Origin of the sequence: Sorangium sp. So ce448, from assembly GCF_051520915.1 — a bacterium.
GTDB lineage: Bacteria > Myxococcota_A > Polyangia > Polyangiales > Polyangiaceae > Sorangium > Sorangium cellulosum_B.
Map to the genome: position 1 here is coordinate 1245580 of NZ_CP150343.1, position 24385 is coordinate 1269964.

Consider the following 24385-nt stretch of genomic DNA (forward strand, 5'->3'; position numbering starts at 1 on the left):
AGGGTGCTCGTCGTGAGCTCGCTCGAAGGCGCCGCAGCGCTGCCTTCTTCGACCGCCGCCGGAGCGATGTGACGGCGCTTCACCGCCGCAAATGTCGGTGATAGAGGAGACGGTGGTGTGCAACTTGGACGATCGGGCGGTGTGGTGATGGCGTCATGGCATTGGGGCCGCCTCGGCACGTCCGGCCGCTTCAGGCGAGTCGGCGCACATGCCTGCTATCGGCCAGCGTGGTAGTCTGCGCGCCTATGGACAACGCGCAGAGCGACGGTATCGATGAAGGAGACTGGGGGCGACTTCACGTCACGCGCGCCTGCTGTGGTGCAGGCGTTTGCAGGAACTTCGCTCCAGAGCTCCTGGGCGAGGTCGCGCCCGCGCACTGGGAGGCCATGGACGGCGACGTCCGGCGCCGCGGCCCCGCCGTGCTCGCGGGCACCTATGATGAAGGGGCCTTCACCGGCATCCTGCGCCAGCCGCGGAGCCGGGCCGATCTCGAGGCGGCGCGCTCGGCGGTCGCCGCCTGTCCCGTCCATGCCTTGCGCCTCCGATCGTCGTCGCCATCCCGAGCGCGGCCCGGCGCGCTCGGCGCCCCGTTCCGCGCCTGGCCGCGCCGCATCGAAGAGGACGTCTGGGCCCTCGGTCACCCCGCGCGCGAGAACGCGGGCGCGACGGCCTACTTCATCGAGCGCCCCGGCGGGGGCGTGCTCGTCGACCTGCCGAGCCCGACCGATGCCGTCTTCCGTTTCCTCGAAGAGCGCGGCGGCGTGCGGTGGATCTTCCTCACCCACGGTGACCACACCGCGCACCACGCCGAGTTCGCGGCCCGCTTCCCCGGGTGCCGCCGCGTCCTCGGCGCCGCGGACGTGAACCCGCGCGGCGACGGGCGCAATCCGGCCACCTCCGAGGTGGAGATCAAGCTCAGCGACCGCCTCGAGCCCACGACCCTCGACGGCTCGCCGCTCGCCGACGGCGATCTCGCCGGCGCCGAGCTCGCCGTGCTCTCGCAGCCCGGCCACACCGCAGGCTCGATGTGCCTGCTGTACCGGGGCCGCTTCCTGTTCACCGGCGACCACCTGGCCTACTCGCGCCGCGTCGGCCAGATCGTGGCGTTCCGGCTCCAGTGCTGGAACGACTGGGGGCGTCAGATCCGCTCCGTGCGCCGCCTTGTCGCGCTTTCGGGCGCCGGCCACCTCCGCTTCGCGTGGCTCCTGCCCGGCCATGGCGAATGGCACCGACTCGAAGGCGACGGCGGCGCTCCCGCGGCGGCCGCCGAGCTCCAGCGCGCGCTCGCCTGGATGGAGCGGCAGGCGCCTGGCCACGTCCCTTTCTTCCGGTTCATCGCCTGGCTGCAGAGCCGCTCGTACCCCGGCACCCGCCTCGCGCGCGCGGTGCACGCGATCGGCGGCGATGGCCCCGGGAGCGAGGCCTGGGTGCTGCCGCGCGCCGCCCGCCCGTACCTGCCCGATTACCGGAGAGAGAAGGCCGCCGCCGCGTGGCTGCGGGTCTCCCTGGTCGCGGCGACGGCGCTCGGCGCCGCGGCGGCCGCCGCCCGGCTCGCCGCGCGCGCGGCGGGGGCGGTCGCAAAGAGGAGGGCGTGAAGCGGCCTTGAGGGGCGGCCGGCGCTCCGATCTTCGCACGGCCGAGGCAGGGGCTCGAGGCGCCGCCGCGCCGGCCTGCGCGCTCAGCCGGCCGCGCTGCCTCGGTCGTCCGGTCGCAGCAGATACGCTGTCTCGGGGTTCTCCCGGCGCCAGATCACGTTGTCCATGAAATAGTGGTGGATGTTCACGAACACGAAGACGGCCGCGAAGTACGGTGTCGGGCCGAGGTCGGACATGGCTTCGCCGTCGCTCGAGCTCAGCACCAGCGCGCCGTGCGCCCCATCGAAGAGCGCGGGCGCGCCGCGGAACACGACCCACCCGAGGCCGACGGCGGTCGCCGCCAGGAGCCCGAGGCGCAGGCCGGTCGGGCGCCCGAACAGCGGCGGGCCCTCGGCGTCGCGCGCCTCGTTCCGCTTCATGAGCCAGACGAAATACAGATACTGGACGGAGTGGAGCGCCGGGATCACGTACACCATGAGCCGGTCGAGGCTCGAGTAGACCGTCCAGAGCCAGATCGTGATGAGGAAACCGGCCAGCGGCGCGAGCGGCGGCAGGCGCCGCTCCATGCGCCACCTGCGCGCGAGCACCCAGAGCAGCGCGAGCGCGCTGAGCCCGAACGCGAGCCCGGTGACGGGCTCGAGCGCCGGCGGGTGCGCGAGCGACGTGTAGACAACGCCTTTCTCCTCGACCTCCCTGCCTGGGTCCGCCGGGCTCGCCCACGCGTACGCCCAGGCCGCGAAGCAGTGCGCGAGGATCACCCTGCGCTCCAGGGGGCCGAACCGGAACCCGCGCCGCGCCGAGAGCACCGTCAGGACGCCGAAGCCCTGCTTCACGTAGTGCCAGCCCACCAGGAGGAACATGAGCTGGATCATGAAGCCCATGGACCGCGCGGAGCCGGTCGAGAGCGCCCCGATCGCCCACGCGAGCAGCGCGACCGGGACCACGAGGCCGGCCAGGATGTAGCGGGCTCGCTGCGCCGGGGCGAACGCGCCGCCGAACGCGCGGCGCCTGGCGTCCTTGTAGAACAGCAGGTACGTCACCGCGAAGTGAGGATCGTTGATCACGGACGCGGCGTGGAACGTCAGGAAGCCGATCGCGAGCTCCGCCGCGTCGAGCCCGACGGCCCTGCGGGCGAGCCACGCGAGCGGGAAGAGCACGAGCGTCGCGCCCCCGACGAGCAGGAACTCGGTGAGATGGGCGCGCAACGCGGCTCGACGCGGCGTCGCGACCGGGACTGGCAGCGTCGCGCCCGCGCTGGTCATGCGCCGAAGCTACCACACAGGGACGCCCGTACGGCGCGCACGCCGCGCGCTCGGCCGCCGGCGGATCTGCCAAAATCCGTTGACGTCGCGCCGCTGGCTCCGAGCGAGCCTGGCGCGGTGCGCTGCCGGCTCGAGGGGGTCGCGGGGCGCCATGGCCTCCCTCCCGCTTCGTCATCAATAAATGACGAGATCTCTCGTCACAAATAAATGACAGATCGCTCGCCGCAAATAAATGACAGATCCGATGTCGCGCCGCCGCCGGCGGCAGCGAGGGCGTTCGGCGCGAAGCGGGCGCCGCTCCTCGTCCAGGTCCAGCTGTGCTATTGCGCGATCATGCGGAGTCGATCATGAGCCTGGGCGATCTGGTCGACGACGTGCCCGAGGACCCGCTCCTCACCGGAGCGGTCCAGCGCGCGCTCGTCGCCTATGCGGCGGTCCTCCCCGAAGATGTCCTCCGTGACGTCGAGATGCTCGCCACGAGGACGCTGTTCGTGCACCCGCTCGGGATCTCGTTCGTCGCCCGGCTCGCCCCCGGGATCCGCGTCGAGGTGGACATGGACGACGATCTCGACGAGCAGGCGCAGCAGGGGTTCGCGGTCGGCGAGATCATGATCTCGATGATGCGCGTGCTCCGCAGGCGGTCGCGCGAGCGGGGCGAGCGTCGCTTCCTGATGCCCGAGACGCCGATGCTCATGCTGCAGGCGTTCCTGGGCTACTTCAACCCGGACCCGGCGCTCTGGACGATGGGCGACGACGCCGTGCGCGGCGCGCTGGATCGCCTCTGCGAGGCCGTCGTCGGCCTGTTCTTCACGGGCCTCGTCGTCGATGTGCTGGAGAGCCCATCGTCGCTCGACGACTGGGGGGAGACCGGCCGCGCGCTCTCCGCGGTGCTGCCGGCCATGACCGCGGCGCTCCGCGGCGCGAGGGCCCGGCTGTCCAGGCGCGACCGGCACGCGCTGGAGACCTACGATGCCTGCGGCTGGGATGCGGCGCGGCTCGAGCGCCGGCTCGGCGGCGGCCCGGAGCCCGCCCGTCCGGCGTTCTTCGCCCTGGGCGCGGCGCTCGCCGCGGAGCTCCGCGCCTCACCGGCGAGCTGACCCGCGTGGCCGGCGTGTCGGCGTGGTCGCGAACGCCCGCTCCCTCGCCTCACTCCGCCCCTTCCGTTTGCCGCGCGGGCAGCCACATGCGCACCGTCGTGCCCTCGCCCAGCGCGCTCTCGATACGGATGCTGCCCTGGTGCTCCTCGATGAACCGGTGCGTCAGCGACAGCCCGAGCCCGGTCCCTTGCCCGGGCGGCTTCGTCGTGAAGAACGGCTCGAAGATGCGGCTCAGGTCCTCGGCGCGGATGCCGCAGCCGTGGTCGTGCACGTCGATCTCCACGCCGTGGATGTCCCCGCGCGGCAGCGGGCGCGCCTCGACCACCACGGCGCTGCCGTGCGGGCTGGCGTCGAGCGCATTGCCTATCACGTTGAGCAAGGCCGACTCGAGCTGCGATGCGTTGACGAGCACCTCGGGCAGCGCCGATGAGGTGCCGTCGGTCTCGAGGTGGACCCTGCGCTCGCGCGCCCGCGGCGCGGACAGGTCGACCGCGCGGCGGAGCGCCGCGCGCACGTCGCACGGCTCCCGGCCGATCGGCTTGCCGCGCGCGTACTCGAGCAGCGCCGTCACGAGATCCGAGCACCGGATCGCCTGCCGCTCGATGGTGCTGAGCGCCTTCAGGAGCGAGGCCTCGTCGGGCAGGCCGTGCCCCTTCCGGTGCCGCCTGAGCAGCAGCTGGGCGTTCATCAGGATGGCCGATACCGGGTTGTTCATCTCGTGCGACAGCCCCGCCACCAGCGTCCCTATCGCCGCCATCTTGCCCGCCTGGAGCAGCTCCTGCTGCGTCTCCGAGAGCCGATCCAGCGCCGCCGCGAGCTCGCCGTTCTTCGCCGCGAGCTCCAGATAGGCGCGGTGCAGCCGCTCGGCGGCGCGGACTCGCGCCCTGAGCTCCAGGGGGTCGAACGGCTTGCTCATGTACTCGTCGGCGCCGACGTCGAGCCCCCCCACGGCCTCCGCGCCGCTCGCCCTCGCCGTCAAGAGGAGGACAGGGATGTCCCGGAGCGCGGGATCCCCCTTGAGCCGCCGGACCAGCTCGAATCCGTCCATCTCCGGCATCATCACGTCCGAGACGATGACATCGGGCCGCTTCGCCGCGATCGACTCGAGCGCTTCCCGGCCGTTCGTCGTCAGGACGAGCTCGTGTCCGGCCGACAGGATGTCCGCCAGGTACGATCTCATGTCCGGGTTGTCTTCCACCACGAGCACGCGCGGCCCCTCCGCGCCGCGGTCGGCGCGGGGCGCGCCTGCGGGGGGCGGCGGAGGCACCTCGAAGCCGCGGAGGTTGACCGACGACGGGGGGGGCTCGTAGGTGCCCGCGCCGTTGAGCGATCGCGGCGGCTCGGGCGCGGCGGTCGCCCGCCGCGCTGCCAGGAAATCCGCGGCGCGCGGGAGCCGCACGAAGAAGCGAGAGCCGACCCCGGGCTCGCTCTCCACGCCGACCGTGCCGCCCATGAGCTCCGTGAGCTCCTTGGCCAGCGACAGCCCGATCCCCGTCCCCTCGTGCTTTCGCGTCGCCGAGGCGTCGATCTGCTGAAACCGTTGAAAGAGCAGGTGTCTCCTGTCCGCCGGGATGCCAGGGCCGGTGTCCTCGACCGAGAGCTCGAACAGACCATCGAGCGCCCGCAGGTCGACGGTGACGCGCCCGCCAGGGGGGGTGAACTTCAGCGCGTTGCCCAGCAGGTTGAGCGCGATCTTCTCGAGCTTGCGCCGATCGGCGGGGACCCTCCGCAGCTCGGGATCCACGTGAATCGAGAGGTCGAGCCCGCCGCGCGCCGCCGCCGGGCGAGCCTCCTCCACCATGTCCGAGACGAGCTCTCCGACGTCGACGGCCTCCCAGTCGATCTGCATCTTCCCGGCCTCGATCTTCTGGTGATCGAGGACATCGTCGACCAGCCGGCGGAGCCGGCGCCCGCTGCGCTGGATGAGCTCGAGGTCCGCCCGTACCCGCGGCGAGAGCGGTTCGTCCCGGTTGGACAGGAGCGACTCGAGCGGTCCGAGGATGAGGGAGAGCGGCGTCCGGAGCTCGTGGCTCATCACCGTGAGGAACTCTCCCTTGGCGCAGGCCGCGGCGTCCGCCGCCTCCTTGGCCTTCTGGAGCTCGATCTCCATCCGTTTGCGCTCGGTGATGTCCGCGTAGATCCCGAGGATCCCCGTCACCTCGCCGCGCTCGTCGCGGATGGGCACCTTGCTGGTGAGCAGGAACCGCTGCTCGCCGTCCGGGCGGAGCAGCGGCTCCTCGACGTCGAGCATCGGGGTGCCGCCCTCCATGACCTCCCGGTCGATGCGCACGAAGCACTCCGCGTTCTTGCTGCCCCACACGTCGTAATCGGTCTTGCCGACGAGGTTCTCCAGCACCTTCGTGTTGGTGTCGTTGAGGAAGTTCTGATTTCCCCCGAGAAACCGTCCGTGACGGTCTTTCCAGAAGATGGCGTGGGGGACGTTGGCGATGACGTACTTGAGCACCGCCTGCTGCTGCTCGACGGGCCCCGGCGTCCATTCCTGGGCGGCGGTGCCAGTCGGGGCCTCGTCCGGCGGCGCCACACGGGGCGTCTGCGCGCGTGCTTCGCGCGTCCGACGGGCCGTGAGGAGCCTGCTGATCTTGCCAGAGAGGCGGTAGAGACGTCTCATCGTCGTATCGTCACAGGAGCATAAGGCGAGCGCGGCCGACATCAAACCTGCTCAGCACCGGGACGCCGCGGTCGAGCGCGTGCGGTCGTGTAAGATGACGCCCGAGCAGGCTGGCGCGTCGGATCCGCCGCTCACCTCGCCGCCGGGCGCTGTGGTAGCGCCTGGTGTCGGCGCCGTCGAGCCCTCCCGGCCGCGCTGGCCTGCGCGCCGCTGGCCTCGTCCCACTGGCCCTGAACCGCACCAGCTCTGCTCCGGCGCCTGCGCGGTGAGCGCCGCGCCGCGGTGCGCGTGACAGTCACGAAACAAAGGCGCGGTGCGTCACGAGGGCGCGTCAGGCGCAGAGGAGCCGAGGGAAAGCGCTTTCATCCCCTGGTGAAGGGGTCCGTCCCGCCGTTGCGCCGTGACCGAACCATTACCGCGGGCCGCTCACGACGGGTGTTATAGAGGCCGTGCTTGTCATTAGGAGGCAGCTCAGCATGATTGAGGATCCGCAGGTCATCCGCAGCGCCGGCCTCCAGCCGATCGGCATCTGGCGCAGCGGGCCCTGGCTCCCCGCGTTCACATCGACCGATCTGCGGGAGGCCGTCTCCTGCGTGCGAGAGCCGGTGCACGTGGTGCGTGAGACGCCCGATGGGCGCGTCGGCGTGTCCCGCGGCGGCGCTGTCCTCCGCGAGGATCAGGTCAACGGGGTCCCGACGTTCCCGCTGCTCGGAACGCTGCCCGCCCTGTACCCGGAGTGGCTCGGAGACCGCTCCTTCGTCGAGGTCCACGGCCTGCGCTTCCCGTACGTGGCCGGCGCGATGGCGAACGGCATCCACACCACGCGGCTCACGATCGCGATGGCCAACGCAGGGTTGATGGGGTTCTTCGGCGCCGCAGGCCTCGGGCTGCACCGGATCGAGCAGGCGATCGACGAGATCTCGGCGGCGCTCGGGACGGACGGCCCCACCTGGGGCTGCAACCTCATCCACGCTCCGAACCAGCCCAGGCTGGAGAGCGACACGGTGGAGCTCTACCTGAAGAGGGGAGTCCGGCGGGCCGAGGCGGCCGCCTACATGGGCCTGAACCCGATGGTCGTGCGGTTCGCCTACAGCGGCGTCAAGCGCTTGCCCGACGGCCGCGTCGACCGGAAGAACCACCTGTTCGCCAAGATCTCGCGCCCGGAGGTCGCCGCGCGCTTCCTGTCGCCAGCGCCGGCCGAGATCCTCGATACCTGCGTTCGCAACGGGTGGCTCACCCGCGATGAGGCGGAGCTCGCGCGGAGCCTCCCGGTCGCCGAGGACATCACCGTGGAAGCGGACTCCGGCGGTCACACCGACAACCAGCCCCTCGTCGCGCTGTTCCCGGTGATCCTCGGCGTCCGCGACGAGCTCGCGGCGAAGTACGGGTATCACCGGCCGATCCGCGTCGGCGCAGCCGGCGGCCTCTCCACGCCGGAGTCGATCGCCGCCGCGTTCGCGCTCGGGGCGGCGTACGTGCTCACGGGCTCGGTCAACCAGTCGTGCATCGAGTCGGGCCTGTCCGACGAGGGCAAGAAGATGCTGGCCCAGGCCGATCTCCCGGACGTGGTGATGACGCCGGCCGCCGACATGTTCGAGCTCGGCGTGCAGGTCCAGGTGCTCAAGCGCGGCACGATGTTCGGTGTCCGCGCGCAGCGGCTCTACGACCTCTACGTCGCCCACGACTCCATCGAGTCGCTGCCCGGCGACGTGCGCGCGCGCATCGAGAGGGAGCTGTTCCAGATGTCGTGCGACGAGGTGTGGGCGGGCTGCGAGCGGTTCTTCGCCGAGCGCGACCCGGCCGAGCTCGAGCGCGCCGCGCGCGAGCCGAAGCACAAGATGGCGCTGATCTTCCGCTGGTATCTCGGCATGTCCAGCAAGTGGGCGATCGCCGGGGACCCGAAGCGCCGCGCCGATTACCAGATCTGGTGCGGCCCGGCCATGGGCGCGTTCAACCGCTGGGTCAAGGGGTCGTTCCTCGAGGACCCGGCGAGCCGCACCGCGGTCCAGGTCGCGCGCAACCTGCTCGAGGGCGCGGCCGTCGTCACGCGCGCGCAGCAGCTCCGGACGTACGGCGTCCCCGTGCCGAGCGCCGCATTCCACTTCACTCCTCGCCCGCTCGCCTGAGCGCCTGACCACCTGCCGAGGTCCTCATGCATCCTTCGTCTTCGCGTATCCCGCACATCGCCGTCGTCGGCGTCAGCGCCATCTTCCCCGGCTCGCTCGATGCGCATGGCTTCTGGCGCGATATCCTGTCCGGGACAGACCTTATCACGGATGTCCCGAGCACCCACTGGCTGGTCGAGGACTATTACGATCCCGACCCGTCCGCCCCGGACAAGACGTATGCGAAGCGCGGCGCCTTTCTCAAGAATGTGCCGTTCGATCCGCTCGAGTGGGGCGTCCCGCCCTCGATCGTCCCGGCGACGGACACGACGCAGCTGCTCGCGTTGATCGTGGCGAAGCGGGTCCTGGAGGACGCGGCGCAGGGGCAGTTCGAGTCGATGAACCGCGAGCGGATGAGCGTGATCCTCGGCGTCACCTCCGCGCAGGAGCTGCTCGCCTCGATGGTGAGCCGGATCCAGCGGCCTGTGTGGGCGAAGGCGCTCCGGGATCTCGGGTATCCGGAGGACGAGGTGAAGCGCGCCTGCGACAAGATCGCTGGCAATTACGTGCCATGGCAGGAGTCGAGCTTTCCAGGCCTGCTCGGGAACGTGGTGGCAGGGCGCATCGCGAACCGGCTGGACCTCGGCGGGACGAACTGCGTGACCGACGCGGCGTGCGCGTCGTCGCTGTCGGCGATGTCGATGGCGATCAACGAGCTGGCGCTCGGCCAGTCGGATCTCGTGATCGCGGGCGGCTGCGACACGATGAACGACGCCTTCATGTACATGTGCTTCAGCAAGACGCCCGCGCTGTCGAAGTCGGGCGATTGCCGGCCGTTCTCCGACAAGGCCGACGGCACGCTGCTCGGCGAGGGCATCGCGATGGTGGCGCTCAAGCGGCTCGACGACGCCGAGCGCGACGGGGACCGGGTCTACGCGGTGATCCGCGGGATCGGCTCCTCGTCGGACGGGCGGAGCAAGAGCGTGTACGCGCCGGTGCCGGAAGGGCAGGCGAAGGCGCTCCGCCGGACGTACGCGGCCGCCGGGTACGGCCCCGAGACGGTGGAGCTGATGGAGGCGCACGGCACCGGGACGAAGGCCGGCGACGCGGCCGAGTTCGAGGGCCTGCGGGTGATGTTCGACGAGTCGGGGCGCGAAGACCGCCAGTGGTGCGCGCTCGGCAGCGTGAAGTCGCAGATCGGCCACACCAAGGCGGCGGCCGGCGCGGCGGGCCTGTTCAAGGCGATCATGGCGCTGCACCACAAGGTGCTGCCGCCGACCATCAAGGTCGACAAGCCGAACCCCAAGCTCGACATAGAAAAGACCGCTTTCTATCTGAACACCCAGGCGCGGCCGTGGATCCGGCCGGGGGACCACCCGCGGCGTGCGTCGGTGAGCTCGTTCGGCTTCGGCGGCTCGAACTTCCACGTGGCGCTGGAGGAGTACACGGGCCCGGCGCCGAAGGCGTGGCGGGTGCGGGCCTTGCCGGCGGAGCTGGTCCTGCTGTCGGCGGACACGCCGGCGGCGCTCGCGGATCGCGCGCGGGCGCTGGCGAAGGAGGCGGAGGTGCCCGAGATCCTGCGCTTCCTGGCGCGGGAGTCGGTGCTCTCGTTCGACGCGTCGAGGCCGGCGCGGCTCGGGCTGTGCGCGACGGACGAGGCGGATCTCAGGAAGAAGCTCGAGCAGGTCGCGGCGCACCTCGAGGCGAGGCCGGAGCAGGCGCTCTCGGCGCCGCTCGTGCACTGCGCGAGCGGGGAGGCGCCGGGGCGGGTGGCGTTCCTGTTCCCGGGGCAGGGGAGCCAGTACGTCGGGATGGGCGCGGACGCGCTCATGACGTTCGACCCGGCCCGCGCGGCCTGGGACGCGGCGGCGGGGGTCGCGATCGCGGACGCGCCGCTGCACGAGGTGGTGTTCCCGCGGCCGGTGTTCTCGGACGAGGACCGGGCGGCACAGGAGGCGCGGCTCCGCGAGACGCGGTGGGCGCAGCCGGCGATCGGCGCGACGAGCCTCGCGCACCTCGCGCTGCTCGCGGCGCTCGGGGTGAGGGCCGAGGCGTTCGCGGGCCACAGCTTCGGCGAGATCACGGCGCTGCACGCGGCCGGCGCGCTGTCCGCGGCGGACCTGCTGCGCGTGGCGCGGCGGCGCGGCGAGCTGATGGGCGCGGCGTCGTCGGAGCGGGGCGCGATGATCGCGGTCCCGCGGGGGATCGACGAGGTGCGGGCGCTCGGCCTCGGCGGCGTGGTGATCGCGAACCACAACGGCCCGAAGCAGGTGGTGCTGTCGGGCTCGGTCGCGGCGATCGAGGCCGCGGAGGAGCGGTTGAAGGGCGCCGGGATCCAGGCGCGTCGCCTCGACGTGGCCGCGGCGTTCCACTCGCCGCTCGTGGCGGAGGCGAGCGCGCCGCTCCGCGAGTTCCTGGCGGGCATCGCTGTCGAGGCGCCGGCGGCGCCCGTGTACAGCAACGCGGAGATCGAGCCGTACGCGGGCGGCGGCGACGCGGCGCGCGACCGGCTGGCGCGGCAGCTCGCGGAGCCGGTGCGGTTCGTGGAGGAGATCGAGCGGATGTACGCGGACGGCGTGCGCACGTTCGTCGAGGTCGGGCCGGGCTCGGTGCTGACGAACCTGGTCGGCGACATCCTGAGCGGCCGGCCGCACCGGGCGGTGGCGCTCGACCGCAAGGGCAAGCACGGCGTGACGAGCCTGCTCGAGGCGGTGGCGCGGCTCGCCGTGGCCGGGGTGCCGCTGGACCCGCGGGTCCTGTGGGAAGGCTTCGCGGCGCCCAGCGATCCGCGGGCGCTGCCGAAGCCGAAGCTGGCGCTGCAGATCAACGGCAGCAACTACGGGAAGCCGTACCCGCCGCAGGGGGGCGCGAAGGCGCTGCCGGCGGCGAGCGCGCCGCGGGCGGCGCAGAAGCCGGCGCCGGAGGCGGTGCAGGCGGTGGCGAGCGCGCCGCGGGCGGTGGTGAGCGCGCCGCAGGCGGCAGTGAGCGCGTCGGCGCCGGCAGTGAGCGCGTCGCGGCCGGGAGTGAGCGCGTCGCAGCCGGCAGTGCGCGCGTCGGCGCCGGCAGTGAGCGCGTCGGTGCCGGCAGTGAGCGCGCCGGCGCCTGTGGTCAGCGCGCCGGCTCCTGTGGTGAGCGCGCCGCGGGCGGTGGTGAGCACGTCGGCGCCGGCAGTGAGCGCGCCGCGGCCGCTCGTGAGCGCGTCGCAGCCGGCGGTGAGCCCGTCTGCGGTGGCGAGCGTGTCGGCGCCTGGGGTGAGCGCATCGAGGCCGGCAGTGAGCGCGTCGACGGCTGTGGTGAGCGCGTCGCGGCCGGCGGCGAGCGCGTCGTGGCTGGCCGCGTACCAGGAGGCGCAGCGCGCCACGGCGGACGCCCACAGCGTGTACCAGCGCACGATGGCCGAGAGCCACATCGCCTTCCTCCAGGCCGCCGAGGCGTCCTTTGCAGGGCTCGCCGCGCTGGCGACCGGCGCTCCGTACCCGGTCGCTCCGACGACGGTCTCCGAGGTACGGCCTGCGCCGGTTCTCCTCGCTCCTGTGCATGTGGGGCCTGTCTCGGAGGCGTCCGTACGGCCTGCAGCGGCGCCGACGGCGCGCTCGGGCGAGGGCAGGAGCAACGTGGTACGGGACGGCCTGAACGGCGCAGGCGGGGAGCTCCCTGCGGCTGTTGCGCTGCCGGCGCAGGCAGCGCCTGCCGTGACAGCGAAGGCGGCAGTTGCAGCGCCCGCCGTGACAGCGAAGGCGGCCACAGCGGCGCCTGCTGCGGCTGTGAAGGCCGCAGCCGCGGCGCCGGCGGTGGCAGTGTCCAAGGCCGTCGCCGCGCCCGCCGTGGCAACGCAGGCGGCGGTCGCCGCTGCGCCGCGTGTCGATATCGAGCGGTTGGTCCTCGACGTGGTCGCGGACAAGACGGGATACCCCGTCTCCATGCTCGGGCTGCAGATGGAGCTGGAGAGCGATCTCGGCATCGACAGCATCAAGCGGGTGGAGATCCTGTCCTCGGTCCGCGACCGCACGCCCGGGCTGTCGGAGGTCGACGCGTCGGCGTTGGCGCAGCTGCGCACGCTGGGGCAGGTCGTCGACCACCTCCGCGCCTCGCTGCCTGCCGCCGGGCCGGCCGCCAGCGCCAGTCCGGCTGCCGTCGCGCCCGCCGCGAAGGCGCCTGCCGTCGCGGCGCCTGCCGTCGCTCCCGGCGCGGCGCCTGGTGCGGCCGAGGTGGAGCGTGTGGTGATGGCGGTCGTCGCGGAGACGACGGGCTACCCGGCGGAGATGCTGGGGCTGCAGATGGAGCTGGAGAGCGACCTCGGCATCGACAGCATCAAGCGGGTGGAGATCCTGTCGGCGGTCCGCGACCGGACGCCGGGGCTGTCGGAGGTCGACGCGTCGGCGCTGGCGCAGCTGCGCACGCTGGGGCAGGTCGTCGACCACCTCCGCGCCTCGCTGCCGGCCGCCGGGCCGGCCGCCAGCGCCAGCCCGGCTGTCGCTACACCTGCCGCCACCGCGCCTGCAGTCGCGTCCGGCGCGGCGCCTGGCGCGGCCGAGGTGGAGCGTGTGGTGATGGCGGTCGTCGCGGAGACGACGGGCTACCCGGCGGAGATGCTGGGGCTGCAGATGGAGCTGGAGAGCGACCTCGGCATCGACAGCATCAAGCGGGTGGAGATCCTGTCGGCGGTCCGCGATCGGACGCCCGGGCTGTCGGAGGTCGACGCGTCGGCGCTGGCGCAGCTGCGCACGCTGGGGCAGGTCGTCGACCACCTTCGCGCTTCGCTTCCGGCCGCCGGGCCGGCCGCCAGCGCCAGTCCGGCTGCCGTCGCGCCCGCCGCGAAGGCGCCTGCCGTCGCGGCGCCTGCAGTCGCGTCCGGCGCGGCGCCTGGCGCGGCCGAGGTGGAGCGTGTGGTGATGGCGGTCGTCGCGGAGACGACGGGCTACCCGGCGGAGATGCTGGGGCTGCAGATGGAGCTGGAGAGCGACCTCGGAATCGACAGCATCAAGCGGGTGGAGATCCTGTCGGCGGTCCGCGATCGGACGCCGGGGCTGTCGGAGGTCGACGCGTCGGCGCTGGCGCAGCTGCGCACGCTGGGGCAGGTCGTCGACCACCTTCGCGCCTCGCTTCCGGCCGCCAGCGCCGGTCCGGCTACCGCCGCGCCCGCGACGAAGGCGTCTGCCGTCACGGCGCCTGCCGTCGCTCCCGCCGCAGCGCCTGGCGCGGCCGAGGTGGAGCGTGTGGTGATGGCGGTCGTCGCGGAGACGACGGGCTACCCGGCGGAGATGCTGGGGCTGCAGATGGAGCTGGAGAGCGACCTCGGAATCGACAGCATCAAGCGGGTGGAGATCCTGTCGGCGGTCCGCGATCGGACGCCCGGGCTGTCGGAGGTCGACGCGTCGGCGCTGGCGCAGCTGCGCACGCTGGGGCAGGTCGTCGACCACCTCCGCGCGAGCCTCGGTCCCGCCGCTGCCACCGCCGGCGCTGCCCCGGCGGAGCCCGCCGAGGAGCCGGCCTCCGCGCCCCTCGGCCGGTGGACGCTCGTCGAGGAGCCGGCGCCCGCCGCCGGCCTCGCGATACCCGGCCTCTTCGACGCAGGCACCCTCGTGGTCACCGGCCACGACGCGATCGGCCCCGCGCTCGTCGCCGCCCTCGCGGCGCGCGGGATCGCCGCCGAGTACGCCCCCGCCGTTCCCCGCGGCGCGCGCGGCGCCGTGTTCCTCGGCGGCCTGCGCGAGCTGGTCACGGCCGACGAGGCGCTCGCCGTCCACCGCGAGGCGTTCTTCGCGGCCCAGGCGATCGCGGCGAAGCCGGCCCTGTTCGTCACGGTCCAGGACACCGGCGGCGACTTCGGCCTCGCGGGCTCGGACCGAGCCTGGGTCGGCGGGCTGCCGGGCCTCGTGAAGACCGCGGCGCTGGAGTGGCCCGAGGCGTCCTGCCGCGCGATCGACCTCGAGCGCGCCGGCCGCTCCGACGGCGAGCTCGCGGAGGCCATCACCTCGGAGCTCCTGTCCGGCGGCGTCGAGCTCGAGATCGGCCTGCGCGCGGACGGCCGGCGCACCACGCCGCGCAGCGTCCGGCAGGACGCGCAGCCCGGGCCGCTCCCCCTCGGGCCGTCCGACGTCGTCGTGGCGAGCGGCGGCGCACGCGGCGTCACCGCGGCGACGCTGATCGCGCTCGCCAAGGCCAGCCACGCGCGGTTCGCGCTGCTCGGCCGCACCGCGCTCGAGGACGAGCCGGCCGCCTGCCGCGGCGCCGACGGCGAGGCCGCGCTCAAGGCGGCGCTCATCAAGGCGACGACCTCCGCGGGCCAGCGGATGACCCCGGCGGAGATCGGCCGGAGCGTCGCGAAGATCCTCGCGAACCGCGAGGTCCGCGCGACGCTCGACGCGATCCGCGCCGCCGGCGGCGAGGCCCTCTACGTCCCTGTCGATGTGAACGACGCGCGGGCGGTGGCCGCGGCGCTCGACGGCGTGCGCGGCGCCCTCGGCCCCGTCACGGCGATCGTCCACGGCGCCGGCGTGCTCGCCGACAAGCTCGTCGCCGAGAAGACGGTCGAGCAGTTCGATCGCGTGTTCAGCACGAAGGTCGACGGCCTCCGGGCCCTGCTCGGCGCGACCGCGGGCGACCCGCTCAAGGCGATCGTCCTCTTCAGCTCCATCGCCGCGCGCGGCGGCAACAAGGGGCAGTGCGACTACGCGATGGCGAACGAGGTCCTGAACAAGGTCGCGGCCGCCGAGGCAGCCCGCCGCCCGGGCTGCCGGGTGAAGTCGCTCGGCTGGGGCCCCTGGCAAGGCGGCATGGTGAACGCGGCGCTCGAGGCCCACTTCGCGCAGCTCGGCGTGCCGCTCATCCCGATCGCCGCTGGCGCGAAGATGCTCCTCGACGAGCTGTGCGACGCCTCGGGTGATCGCGGCGCGCGCGCGCAAGGCGGCGCCCCGCCCGGCGCGGTCGAGCTCGTGCTCGGCGCGGAGCCGAAGGCGCTCGCGGCCCAGGGCCACGGCGGCCGGGTCGCGCTGGCCGTCCGCGCGGACCGCGCGACGCACCCGTACCTCGGCGATCACGCCATCAACGGCGTCCCCGTGGTGCCGGTGGTGATCGCGCTCGAGTGGTTCGCCCGCGCCGCGCGCGCGTGCCGGCCGGATCTCGTCGTGACCGAGCTCCGCGACGTGCGGGTCCTGCGCGGGATCAAGCTCGCGGCGTTCGAGTCCGGCGGCGAGGTGTTCCGCGTCGACTGCCGCGAGGTGAGCAACGGCCACGGCGCGGTGCTCGCGGCGGAGCTGCGCGGGCCGCAGGGGGCGCTGCACTACGCGGCGACCATCCAGATGCAGCAGCCCGAAGGGCGCGTGGCCCCGAAGGGCCCGGCCGCGCCGGAGCTCGGCCCGTGGCCCGCCGGCGGCGAGCTGTACGACGGCCGCACGCTCTTCCACGGCCGCGACTTCCAGGTGATCCGGCGGCTCGACGGCGTGAGCCGCGACGGGATCGCGGGGACGGTCGTGGGCCTCCGCGAGGCCGGCTGGGTGGCCCAGCCGTGGAAGACCGATCCGGCGGCGCTCGACGGCGGGCTGCAGCTCGCGACGCTGTGGACGCAGCACGTGCTCGGCGGCGCGGCGCTCCCGATGTCCGTGGGCGCGCTGCACACCTTCGCCGAGGGGCCGTCCGACGGCCCGCTGCGCGCCGTGGTGCGCGGGCAGATCGTGGCCCGCGATCGAACGAAGGCCGACATCGCGTTCGTCGACGACCGCGGCTCGCTCGTCGCGGAGCTGCGCGACGTGCAGTACGTCCTGCGCCCCGACACGGCGCGCGGCCAGGCGTGATCGAGGCCAGCGTGTTCGAGCCCATCGCGATCGTCGGCCGCGGGTGCGTCCTCCCGGGCGCGCTCCACCCCGCGGCCCTCTGGGACAACGTGCTCTCCGGCAGGGACCTCCTGTCCGCCGCCCCCGACGGCCGCTGGCGCCTCTCGCGCGAGCGCGCCCTCGCGGGGCCTTCCGCGCGCGACGCGCGCGACGTGCGCGACGCGAAGGACCGCGCATGGAGCGACCGCGGCGGCTACGTCACCGGGTTCGACGAGCACTTCCGCCGCGTGCTCGCCAGCGACCCGTTCCCGCGGCGAGGCGGGCCGCCGGAGTCCCTGCTCGCGCTCGACCCGCTCTTCCAGTGGGTGCTCCACGCGGGCCGCGAGGCGCTGCGCGAGGCGGGGCACGAGGGCCGGTCCGAGCGCGCGGGCGCGGTGCTCGGGAACCTCTCGTTCCCGTCGTCGGCGATGTCGGCGTGGGTCGAGTCGACGTGGCTCGGCGATCTCGCCGGCGTCCCGCGGCCCGATCCGCGCAACCGGTTCATGTCGGGGCTGCCCGCCCACCTGCTTGCCGACGTGCTCGGCCTCGGGGCCGGGGCGTTCGCGCTCGACGCCGCGTGCGCGTCGTCGCTGTACGCGATCGCGCTCGCCTGCGAGCGGCTGCAGGACCGCGAGGTCGACCGGATGCTCGCAGGCGCGGTGTGCCGCTCGGACGACCTGTTCATGCACATCGGGTTCTGCGCGCTGTCGGCCATGAGCCGCACCGGGCAGAGCCGCCCGTTCTCGTCGGAGGCCGACGGCCTCGTCCCGGCGGAGGGCGCGGCGTTCGTGGTCCTGGAGCGCCTGTCGGACGCGGAGGCCGCGGGCAGGCCGATCCTCGGCGTGATCCGCGGGATCGGCCTGTCGAACGACGGCCGCGGCCGCGGCCTCCTGGCGCCCTCCGTCGAGGGCCAGCTGCGCGCGATGCGGGCTGCGTACGCCATGGCGGGCCTCGATCCCCGCGACGTGGGGCTGCTCGAGTGCCACGCGACGGGCACGCCCCTCGGCGATGCGACCGAGATCGCGACCCTCAAGGAGGTGTTCGGTTCCCGCGAGGTCCCGCTCGGCTCGCTCAAGTCGAACCTCGGTCACCTCGTGACGACGGCCGGCGCGGCCGGGCTCCTCAAGCTGCTCGGCGCCATGGCCGCTGGCGTCCGCCCGCCGACGCTGCACGCCGCTCCGCTGAGCGAGGCGGTGGCCTCGAGCCCCTTCCGGGTGCTGCAGCGCGCCGAGCCGTGGGAGGGGCGGAGGCTCGCGGGCCTGTCGGCGTTCGGGTTCGGTGGGAACAACGCCCACCTCCTCGTGGAGGCGTACGAGCCGTCCTCGCCGAGGGGCCACGCGGCCCACGCCGCGCCGCAGGCCGCCGCAGCGGCCTCGCGCCCCGTCGATGCCGGGCGCCCCGCGCCGGCAGGCCCCCTGGCCGTGGTGGCCATGGGCCTGTGCGTCGGTGAGCTCAGCGGCGTCCGGGCCTTCGCGGAGCCGCTCCTCTCGGGCCGCGGCGCGGATCCGCGCCGGGCGGCGGTCGCGCTGCCCGCGGATCGGCTCCGGTTCCCGCCGCGCGATCTGCAGCAGGCGCTCGCCCAGCAGACGCTGCTGCTCGAGGCGGCGATCGAGGCCACCGAGGGGCTCGCGTTGCCGCGCGATCGCACCGCCGTGCTCATTGGTATGGGCGCCGACACCGAGGTGTGCCGGTACATGACGCGATGGCGGCTCGCCGAGACGGCGCCGGCGCGGCTCGGTCCGTCGGTCGACGTCGGCGCGCTCCGGGACGCGATCATCCCTGCGCTTCAGGCGGCGGGCGTCGTCGGGAACATGCCCAACATCCCGGCGAACCGGCTGAACAGCCAGCTCGACGTCGGTGGGCCGTCGTTCACGATCGCGGCGGAGGAGCTGTCCGGCCCCTGGGCGCTGCGCGTCGCGTCCCGCGCCCTGCGCGCCGGCGGGGTGGACGCGGCGATCGTCGGCGCGGTGGATCTCTCGTGCGAGCCCGCCCACGCGGCCGCGCTCGAGGCGCTCGGCGTCCGCCTGCCCCCCGGCGACGCCGCCGTGGTGCTCGTGCTCGAGCGCCTCGACGACGCCGTCCGGGAGCGGCACCCGGTCCTGGCGGTGGTCGTGGACGAGCCGTCCGACCCTGGCCTCGTGCTGTCGTCCACGGATCTCGCGCCGCGGTTCGGCCACGCGCACGCGGCCTCGGGCCTGTTGCACGTGGCCGCCGCGGTGCTCGCCTGCCGTCACGGCCGCAAGCCCGACGGGGCGCCGTGGTCCGACGAGATCCGGGTCGCCGAGGTCCGCTGCGCCGGCCTCGGCGGCGGCTCGCTGTCGGTCCGCATCGGGGCCGGCGGCCCCGCCGCGCCGCTCCCGCCGCCGCGATCGGCGGAGGGGCCGACGCTCACGCTCCCCGCCCACCCGCCGGCGATCGTCGTGCCCGGCGCGGCCTCCTGTTCATCCCCCGGAGACTCCATGGAACCTGCGCCGCCTCTGCCGTCTGCTCTCGACGACCTGCCGCCGCTGTACCCCGGGCCCACGGGGTTCTCTGCCGCCGACGCGGATCGTGCGCCGTCCTGGGGCGAGCCGCCGCCGGTCGGACCGGCGGTCGTCACGGCCGTCGCCGCGAGCCTCGCAGAGGAGCCGCCGCCGGTCGGACCGGCCGTCGTCGCGGCCGCTGCCGTGGACATCCCGGGCGACGTGATCGCCGGCGCCGCGGCGTTCACCGTGCAGCTGGCGCAGATCCACAAGGAGTGGGCGGAGCAGCAGGCCCAGGTCCACCGTCGGTTCCTTCAGATGCGGCAGCGCGCTCTGGACTCGCTCGTGCAGGCGTCGTCGGGCGCGGCCGCGGTGGTGGTCGAGGCCTCCTTGGCGCAGGTGCCCCACGCCGCGCCGGTCCGTATCGAGGCGCCGCGCCCGGTCGAGACGCCGCGCCCGGTCGAGACGCCGCGCCCCGCCGCTGCGCCGCAGCTTGTTCGTGCCGAGTCGCCGCAGCTTGTTCGTGCCGAGTCGCCGCATCCGTTCGAGCCGCCGCGTCCGTTCGAGCCGCCGCGTGTCGTTGAACCGCCGCGCCCCGCCGCGCCGCCGCCTGCGCCGCGTCCCTCCGCCCAGCCCGTGCTCTCCGCGGCGCCTTCCGTCGCGCCCCGCGGCCCCCGGTTCAGCCGCGAGCAGCTCGAGCACCTCGCCTCGGGCCGGATCTCCGACGTGTTCGGCCCGCTCTTCGCCCGGCAGGACGCCTATCGCCGCCAGGTGCGCATGCCCATGCCGCCGCTCCTGCTCGCCGATCGGGTCACCGGGATCGACGCCGAGCCCGGCTCGATGAAGCTCGGCACGATGTGGACCGAGACCGACGTGCGGTGGGATTCCTGGTACCTGCACGACGGCGCCATGCCGGCCGGCGTCATGATCGAGAGCGGCCAGGCCGACCTGCTGCTCATCAGCTGGCTCGGCGCCGACTTCGAGAACAAGGGCGAGCGCGTCTACCGCCTGCTCGGCTGCGAGCTCACCTTCTACGGCGGCCTGCCGCGCCCGGGCGACACGCTCGTCTACGACATCCACGTCGACGGGCACGCGAAGCACGGCGACGTCCGCCTGTTCTTCTTCCACTACGACTGCCGGATCGGCGGCGAGCTGCGCCTGAAGACGCGCAAGGGCCAGGCCGGCTTCTTCACCGACGAGGAGCTCGCGAGCTCCGGCGGCGTCCTCTGGGACGCGGACACCGCCGAGCACGCGACGACCGCCCGCCTCGATCCGCCCCGGATCGCGTGCCGGAAGTCCGCGTTCGACCGGGCCGACCTCCTCGCGTTCGCGGCCGGCGACGGCGCGGCGGCGTTCGGCCCCGGCTTCGATCGTCTGAGCACCCACGTCAGGACGCCGCGGATCAGCGCCCCGCCCATGCTGTTCTTCGATCGCGTCGACGTGTTCGACCCGGCGGGCGGCCCGTGGAAGCGCGGCTATCTCCGGGCCACGCTGCCGATCACGAAGGACGGCTGGTACTTCGAGGGCCACTTCAAGGACGACCCCTGCATGCCGGGGACGCTCATGTTCGAGGGCTGCCTGCAGGCGCTCGCGTTCTACATGGCGGCCATGGGCTTCACGGTGGACGCGGACGGCTTTCGCTTCGAGCCCGTGCCGGAGATCCCGTACCTGCTCCGCTGCCGCGGCCAGGTGGTCCCGACGAGCCGCGTGCTCACGTACGAGGTGTTCGTCGAGGAGGTCCACGACGGCCCGTGCCCGACGGTGTTCGCCGACTTCCTGTGCACGGTCGACGGCCTCAAGGCGTTCCACGCCCGCCGCGTGGGCCTGCGTCTGAGCCCCGACTGGCCGCTGACGAGCGCCCACGAGCTGCTCGACGGCCACGTCGAGCCGGTGCCGGTCGCGCGCGTCCCCTGGTCCGAGACGGGCGCGCCGCCGCCGGACGGCGCCGTCTCGGCGGGACACGCGGACGCCGGCGGCTTCCCGTTCGATTACCGGAGCCTGCTCTCGTGCGCCTGGGGCCGGCCGTCGGACGCGTTCGGCCCGCTCTACCGCAGGTTCGACGGGGGCCAGCACGTCGCCCGGCTCCCCGGGCCGCCGTACCACTTCATGAGCCGGGTCCTGTCGGTCTCGCGCCCCATGGCGTCCATGAAGGCCGGCGCCGAGGTCGAGGTCGAGTACGACGTTCCGGAGGACGCGTGGTACTTCGACGAGAACGCGAGCCTCACGATGCCGTTCGCGGTGGTGCTCGAGGCCGCGCTCCAGACGTGCGGCTGGCTCGCGAGCTACGCCGGCTGCGCGCTCTCGACCGACAACGCGCTGTACTTCCGCAACCTCGACGGCAAGGGCACGCTGCACGCAGAGGTCCTGCCGGCGCCGGGCGGCGGCGCGCTGCGCACCCGATCGCGGCTCACGAACATGTCCCGGTCGGGCGGCATGATCATCCTCTCGTTCCGGGTCGAGTGCAGCCTCGGCGGCGCGCGGGTGTACGACCTCGACACGGTGTTCGGCTTCTTCCCGAAGGCCGCGCTCGCGACGCAGATCGGCATCCCGCCGAGGCCCGAGGAGGTCGCCGCGCTCGATGAGCCGTCCGCTTTCGAGGTCGATCTGCGCGAGCGCCCCGCGCGGTACTGCGGCGGCAAGCTCGGGCTCGCGCGGCCGTCGCTGCTGATGATCGACCGGATCGACGGCCTGTGGCAGGCCGGCGGCCGGAAGGGGCTCGGCCGGCTCCGCGCGCGGCGGGATGTCCACGCGTCGGAGTGGTTCTTCAAGGCTCATTTCCTCGGCGATCCCGTGCAGCCAGGCTCGCTCGGCATCGAGGCGATGCTGCAGACGATCCAGTTCTGGATGCTGCACCAGGACCTCCACGCGGGCCTCCGCGACCCGCGGTTCGAGCCCGTGATGACGGGGCACGAGCACTCCTGGCGGTACCGGGGCCAGGTGCTGCCGGCCAGCCGGCGGGTGACTGTCGACACCGACATCCTCGAGGTCGGCCGCGACGACCGCGGGCCCTACGTCATCGCCGAGTCCTACCTCTGGGTGGACGGCCTGCGCATCTACGGAGCGACGCTCGGCGTGCGGATCGTCGACGGCGCCTCGCCCCGGGCACGGCGGGACGTGGGCTTCGACCCGCGCGCGAGCGCGCGCCGCCTCGCCTCGCTCCCGGGCGCCGTGGGCGGGAGCCCGCGCCTGCGCCCGCAGGAGCAGCCCGCGGCGAAGGCCGCGCCGGCGCCTGCGCTCGACGACGTCGAGGAGGTGCTGGACCCGGACGGGTGGGTCGCGGACCACCGCCCCACGTGGACGGTCCCGGCGCTCCCGGGGATGAGCATGGTCGACCGGCTAGCCGGCGCCGCCTTGCGGGCGCGCCCGGGGAGCGTGGTCGTGGCCGTGGAGGACGTGGTTGTGCAGCGCTGGCTGCCCGTGCCCGGGCCGGTGCGCGTCAAGGCCGAGGCGACCGGATCGGGCGACGTCCTCGATGTCCGGCTGCTCGCGTGGCGCGAGGCCTCGAACCCGGCGCTCTCGCGGTTCGAGCCCGTGTGCACCGGCCGCGTGCGGGTGGCCCGTGACTACCCGACCGCTCCGGCGCCGGAGCCGGCGCTCGACGCGCCGGAGGCGGACGATCCGTACGCGGCGGGGACGCTGTTCCACGGCCCTGCGTTCCAGTACCTCACGGCGCTCCGGCTCGGCGCGCGCGGGTCATCGGCGGTGCTGGACCCTGCGAGGGGCTCGGTGCCCCCCGGGACGCTGCACCAGGGCATGCTCGACGCGCTGACCCACACCATCCCGCACGACCGGCTGTCGCTGTGGGATCCGGAGTGCCCTCCCGCCCAGATCGCGTTCCCGTCGCGCATCCCGTCGCTCCGCCTGTACGGGCCGGCGCCCGAGTCGCCGGTGCGCGTGGAGGTGCGCTACGAGGGCCGTGACGATCGCTTCGTCTCGTTCCGGGTGCAGGCCATCGCGCAGGCCGGGGCCGCGGCGGGAGAGCGCGTCTGGCTGGAGCTCCGGCTTGTCGAGGTGCTGCTCCCGCAGGGTCCGATCGGCGGCGCGCCTCCCGGGATCCGCCGGGCGTTCCTGCGCGATCGCGCGCCGGTCGACCTCGGTGTCTCGCGCGTCGACGCCGCGTCGGGCGAGGCGCGATGCAGCCCCGCCGACGTGCGCACGATGGACTGGATGCCCGGCACCGTGGCGCAGCTCTACGCCGCGTCGGGCGACCTCGTCGAGGCGGCGGCGGTGAAGGACCACGTCGCGCGGCGCGCCGGCGTGCACCCGTCGACCGTGTCCCTCGCCGGCGTCTCCTCGGCGCAGCCGCTGACGCGCTGGCCGTTCACCGTGGCGCGCGAGGGATCCGAGGTCGTTGTCCGCGACGCGGGCCCGCCCGTGATCGACATCGCGCCTGTCCGCCGCTACTGGGGCGCGGCCATGGGCATCGGCCGGTGGCCGGCGGAGGACCTGTACTTCGGGCTCATCGAGCGGTTCATCCGCCGGGTGCACGTCGTCGATCCCGAGGCGTTCCGCGCCGTGAAGGGCCGGAGCCTGCTCTACCTCGGCAACCACCAGGTCGGCGTGGAGTCGCTGCTGTTCGGCATCGCCGTGTCTGGCCTGACGGAGGTCTCGACGGTCACGCTGGCCAAGGCCGAGCACCGGACGACGTGGCTCGGCACGATGCTCGCGCACTGCTTCGCGTACCCAGGCGCGCGTGATCCGAAGGTGATCACGTACTTCGATCGCGAGGACAAGGCGTCGCTCGGGACCATCATCGCGGAGCTCGGGGCCGAGATGCAGGGGGCCGGCAAGGGCGTGATGGTGCACGTCGAGGGCACGCGGTCGCTCGAGTGCCGCACGCCGGTGCGCAAGATGAGCGGCTCGTTCATCGACATGGCGCTCGCGGTGGGCGTCCCGGTTGTGCCGGTGCGCTTCTCCGGCGCGCTGCCGCCGGAGCCGCTCGAGCGGCGGCTCGAGTTCCCGCTCGGCATGGGCGTGCAGGACATCTGGATCGGCCGCCCGCTGCTGCCCGAGGAGCTCGCGGGGCTGACCTACAAGGATCGCAAGGACCTCGTGATCAGCGGCATCAACGGGCTCGGCCCGAGCAACGCGGTCGAGCAGCCGTTCCCCGGGGATCCTGCGTTCGCGGCGTCGGTGGACGCCTGGGTGGAGGAGGCGGGCGTCGCGCACGAGGACGCGACGGTCTTCCGGGTGCTGCAGGCGTGCGCCGACCCGACCCCGGAGACGGCCGCGATCCTGGAGGCCGCGCGCACGGGGCGGCTCGTCGCGCCCGACGCGCGGCGGGCGGACTGGCTGCGGAAGCTCGCCGCGCGGCTCCTCGGGAGGCGGCTCGGGGGGTGAGCCGGGCCGTCTCTGCCCGCTCCCACACCTGCATTTCGTCGAATGCCGCTCTGTGCTCGGGAGAGTGAGATCTGACGGGTTCGT

7 protein-coding genes are annotated in these 24385 nt (G+C 73.8%); 5 read left to right on the forward strand and 2 right to left on the reverse strand.

Features of this window, described 5'->3' with window-relative positions; translation table 11 throughout:
• Positions 1-245 precede the first annotated feature (245 nt).
• Complete coding sequence (locus WMF45_RS04615) at positions 246-1595, forward strand: MBL fold metallo-hydrolase (RefSeq protein WP_437715751.1); 1350 nt, start codon at positions 246-248, stop codon at positions 1593-1595.
• A gap of 83 nt (positions 1596-1678) precedes the next feature.
• On the opposite strand, the gene WMF45_RS04620 is transcribed toward WMF45_RS04615, so the two are convergent.
• Positions 1679-2857 carry a hypothetical protein gene (locus WMF45_RS04620; protein ID WP_437715752.1) on the reverse strand — a complete coding sequence of 393 codons (1179 nt, stop codon included), beginning with the start codon at positions 2855-2857 and terminating at the stop codon, positions 1679-1681.
• Between the two features lie 347 nt (positions 2858-3204).
• On the opposite strand from WMF45_RS04620, the gene WMF45_RS04625 reads away from it, so the two are divergent.
• Positions 3205-3954 carry a hypothetical protein gene (locus WMF45_RS04625; RefSeq protein WP_437715753.1) on the forward strand — a complete coding sequence of 250 codons (750 nt, stop codon included), beginning with the start codon at positions 3205-3207 and terminating at the stop codon, positions 3952-3954.
• Positions 3955-4003: 49 nt separating this feature from the next.
• On the opposite strand, the gene WMF45_RS04630 is transcribed toward WMF45_RS04625, so the two are convergent.
• On the reverse strand, positions 4004-6583 hold the full coding sequence (locus WMF45_RS04630) for an ATP-binding protein (protein WP_437715754.1): 2580 nt from the start codon (positions 6581-6583) through the stop codon (positions 4004-4006).
• A 476-nt stretch (positions 6584-7059) separates the two neighbouring features.
• Between WMF45_RS04630 and WMF45_RS04635 the strand changes: the two genes are divergently transcribed.
• Genes WMF45_RS04635 through WMF45_RS04645 form a run of 3 tightly spaced genes read left to right on the forward strand, consistent with a single transcriptional unit; the run spans position 7060 to position 24301 of the window.
• Complete coding sequence (locus WMF45_RS04635; RefSeq protein ID WP_437715755.1) at positions 7060-8709, forward strand: PfaD family polyunsaturated fatty acid/polyketide biosynthesis protein; 1650 nt, start codon at positions 7060-7062, stop codon at positions 8707-8709.
• A 26-nt stretch (positions 8710-8735) separates the two neighbouring features.
• The gene (locus tag WMF45_RS04640) at positions 8736-16481 is read left to right on the forward strand and encodes an SDR family NAD(P)-dependent oxidoreductase (RefSeq protein ID WP_437715756.1); all 7746 of its coding nucleotides are present in this window, start codon (positions 8736-8738) and stop codon (positions 16479-16481) included.
• A gap of 11 nt (positions 16482-16492) precedes the next feature.
• On the forward strand, positions 16493-24301 hold the full coding sequence (locus WMF45_RS04645; RefSeq protein WP_437715757.1) for a beta-ketoacyl synthase N-terminal-like domain-containing protein: 7809 nt from the start codon (positions 16493-16495) through the stop codon (positions 24299-24301).
• Positions 24302-24385: the final 84 nt, after the last annotated feature.

Excerpts from the sequence above, each read along its gene's own strand:
- WMF45_RS04615 (WP_437715751.1), top strand. The coding sequence starts at position 246 with ATGGACAACGCGCAGAGCGACGGTATCGATGAAGGAGACTGGGGGCGA.
- WMF45_RS04620 (WP_437715752.1), bottom strand. The coding sequence starts at position 2,857 with ATGACCAGCGCGGGCGCGACGCTGCCAGTCCCGGTCGCGACGCCGCGT.
- WMF45_RS04625 (WP_437715753.1), top strand. The coding sequence starts at position 3,205 with ATGAGCCTGGGCGATCTGGTCGACGACGTGCCCGAGGACCCGCTCCTC.
- WMF45_RS04630 (WP_437715754.1), bottom strand. The coding sequence starts at position 6,583 with ATGAGACGTCTCTACCGCCTCTCTGGCAAGATCAGCAGGCTCCTCACG.
- WMF45_RS04635 (WP_437715755.1), top strand. The coding sequence starts at position 7,060 with ATGATTGAGGATCCGCAGGTCATCCGCAGCGCCGGCCTCCAGCCGATC.
- WMF45_RS04640 (WP_437715756.1), top strand. The coding sequence starts at position 8,736 with ATGCATCCTTCGTCTTCGCGTATCCCGCACATCGCCGTCGTCGGCGTC.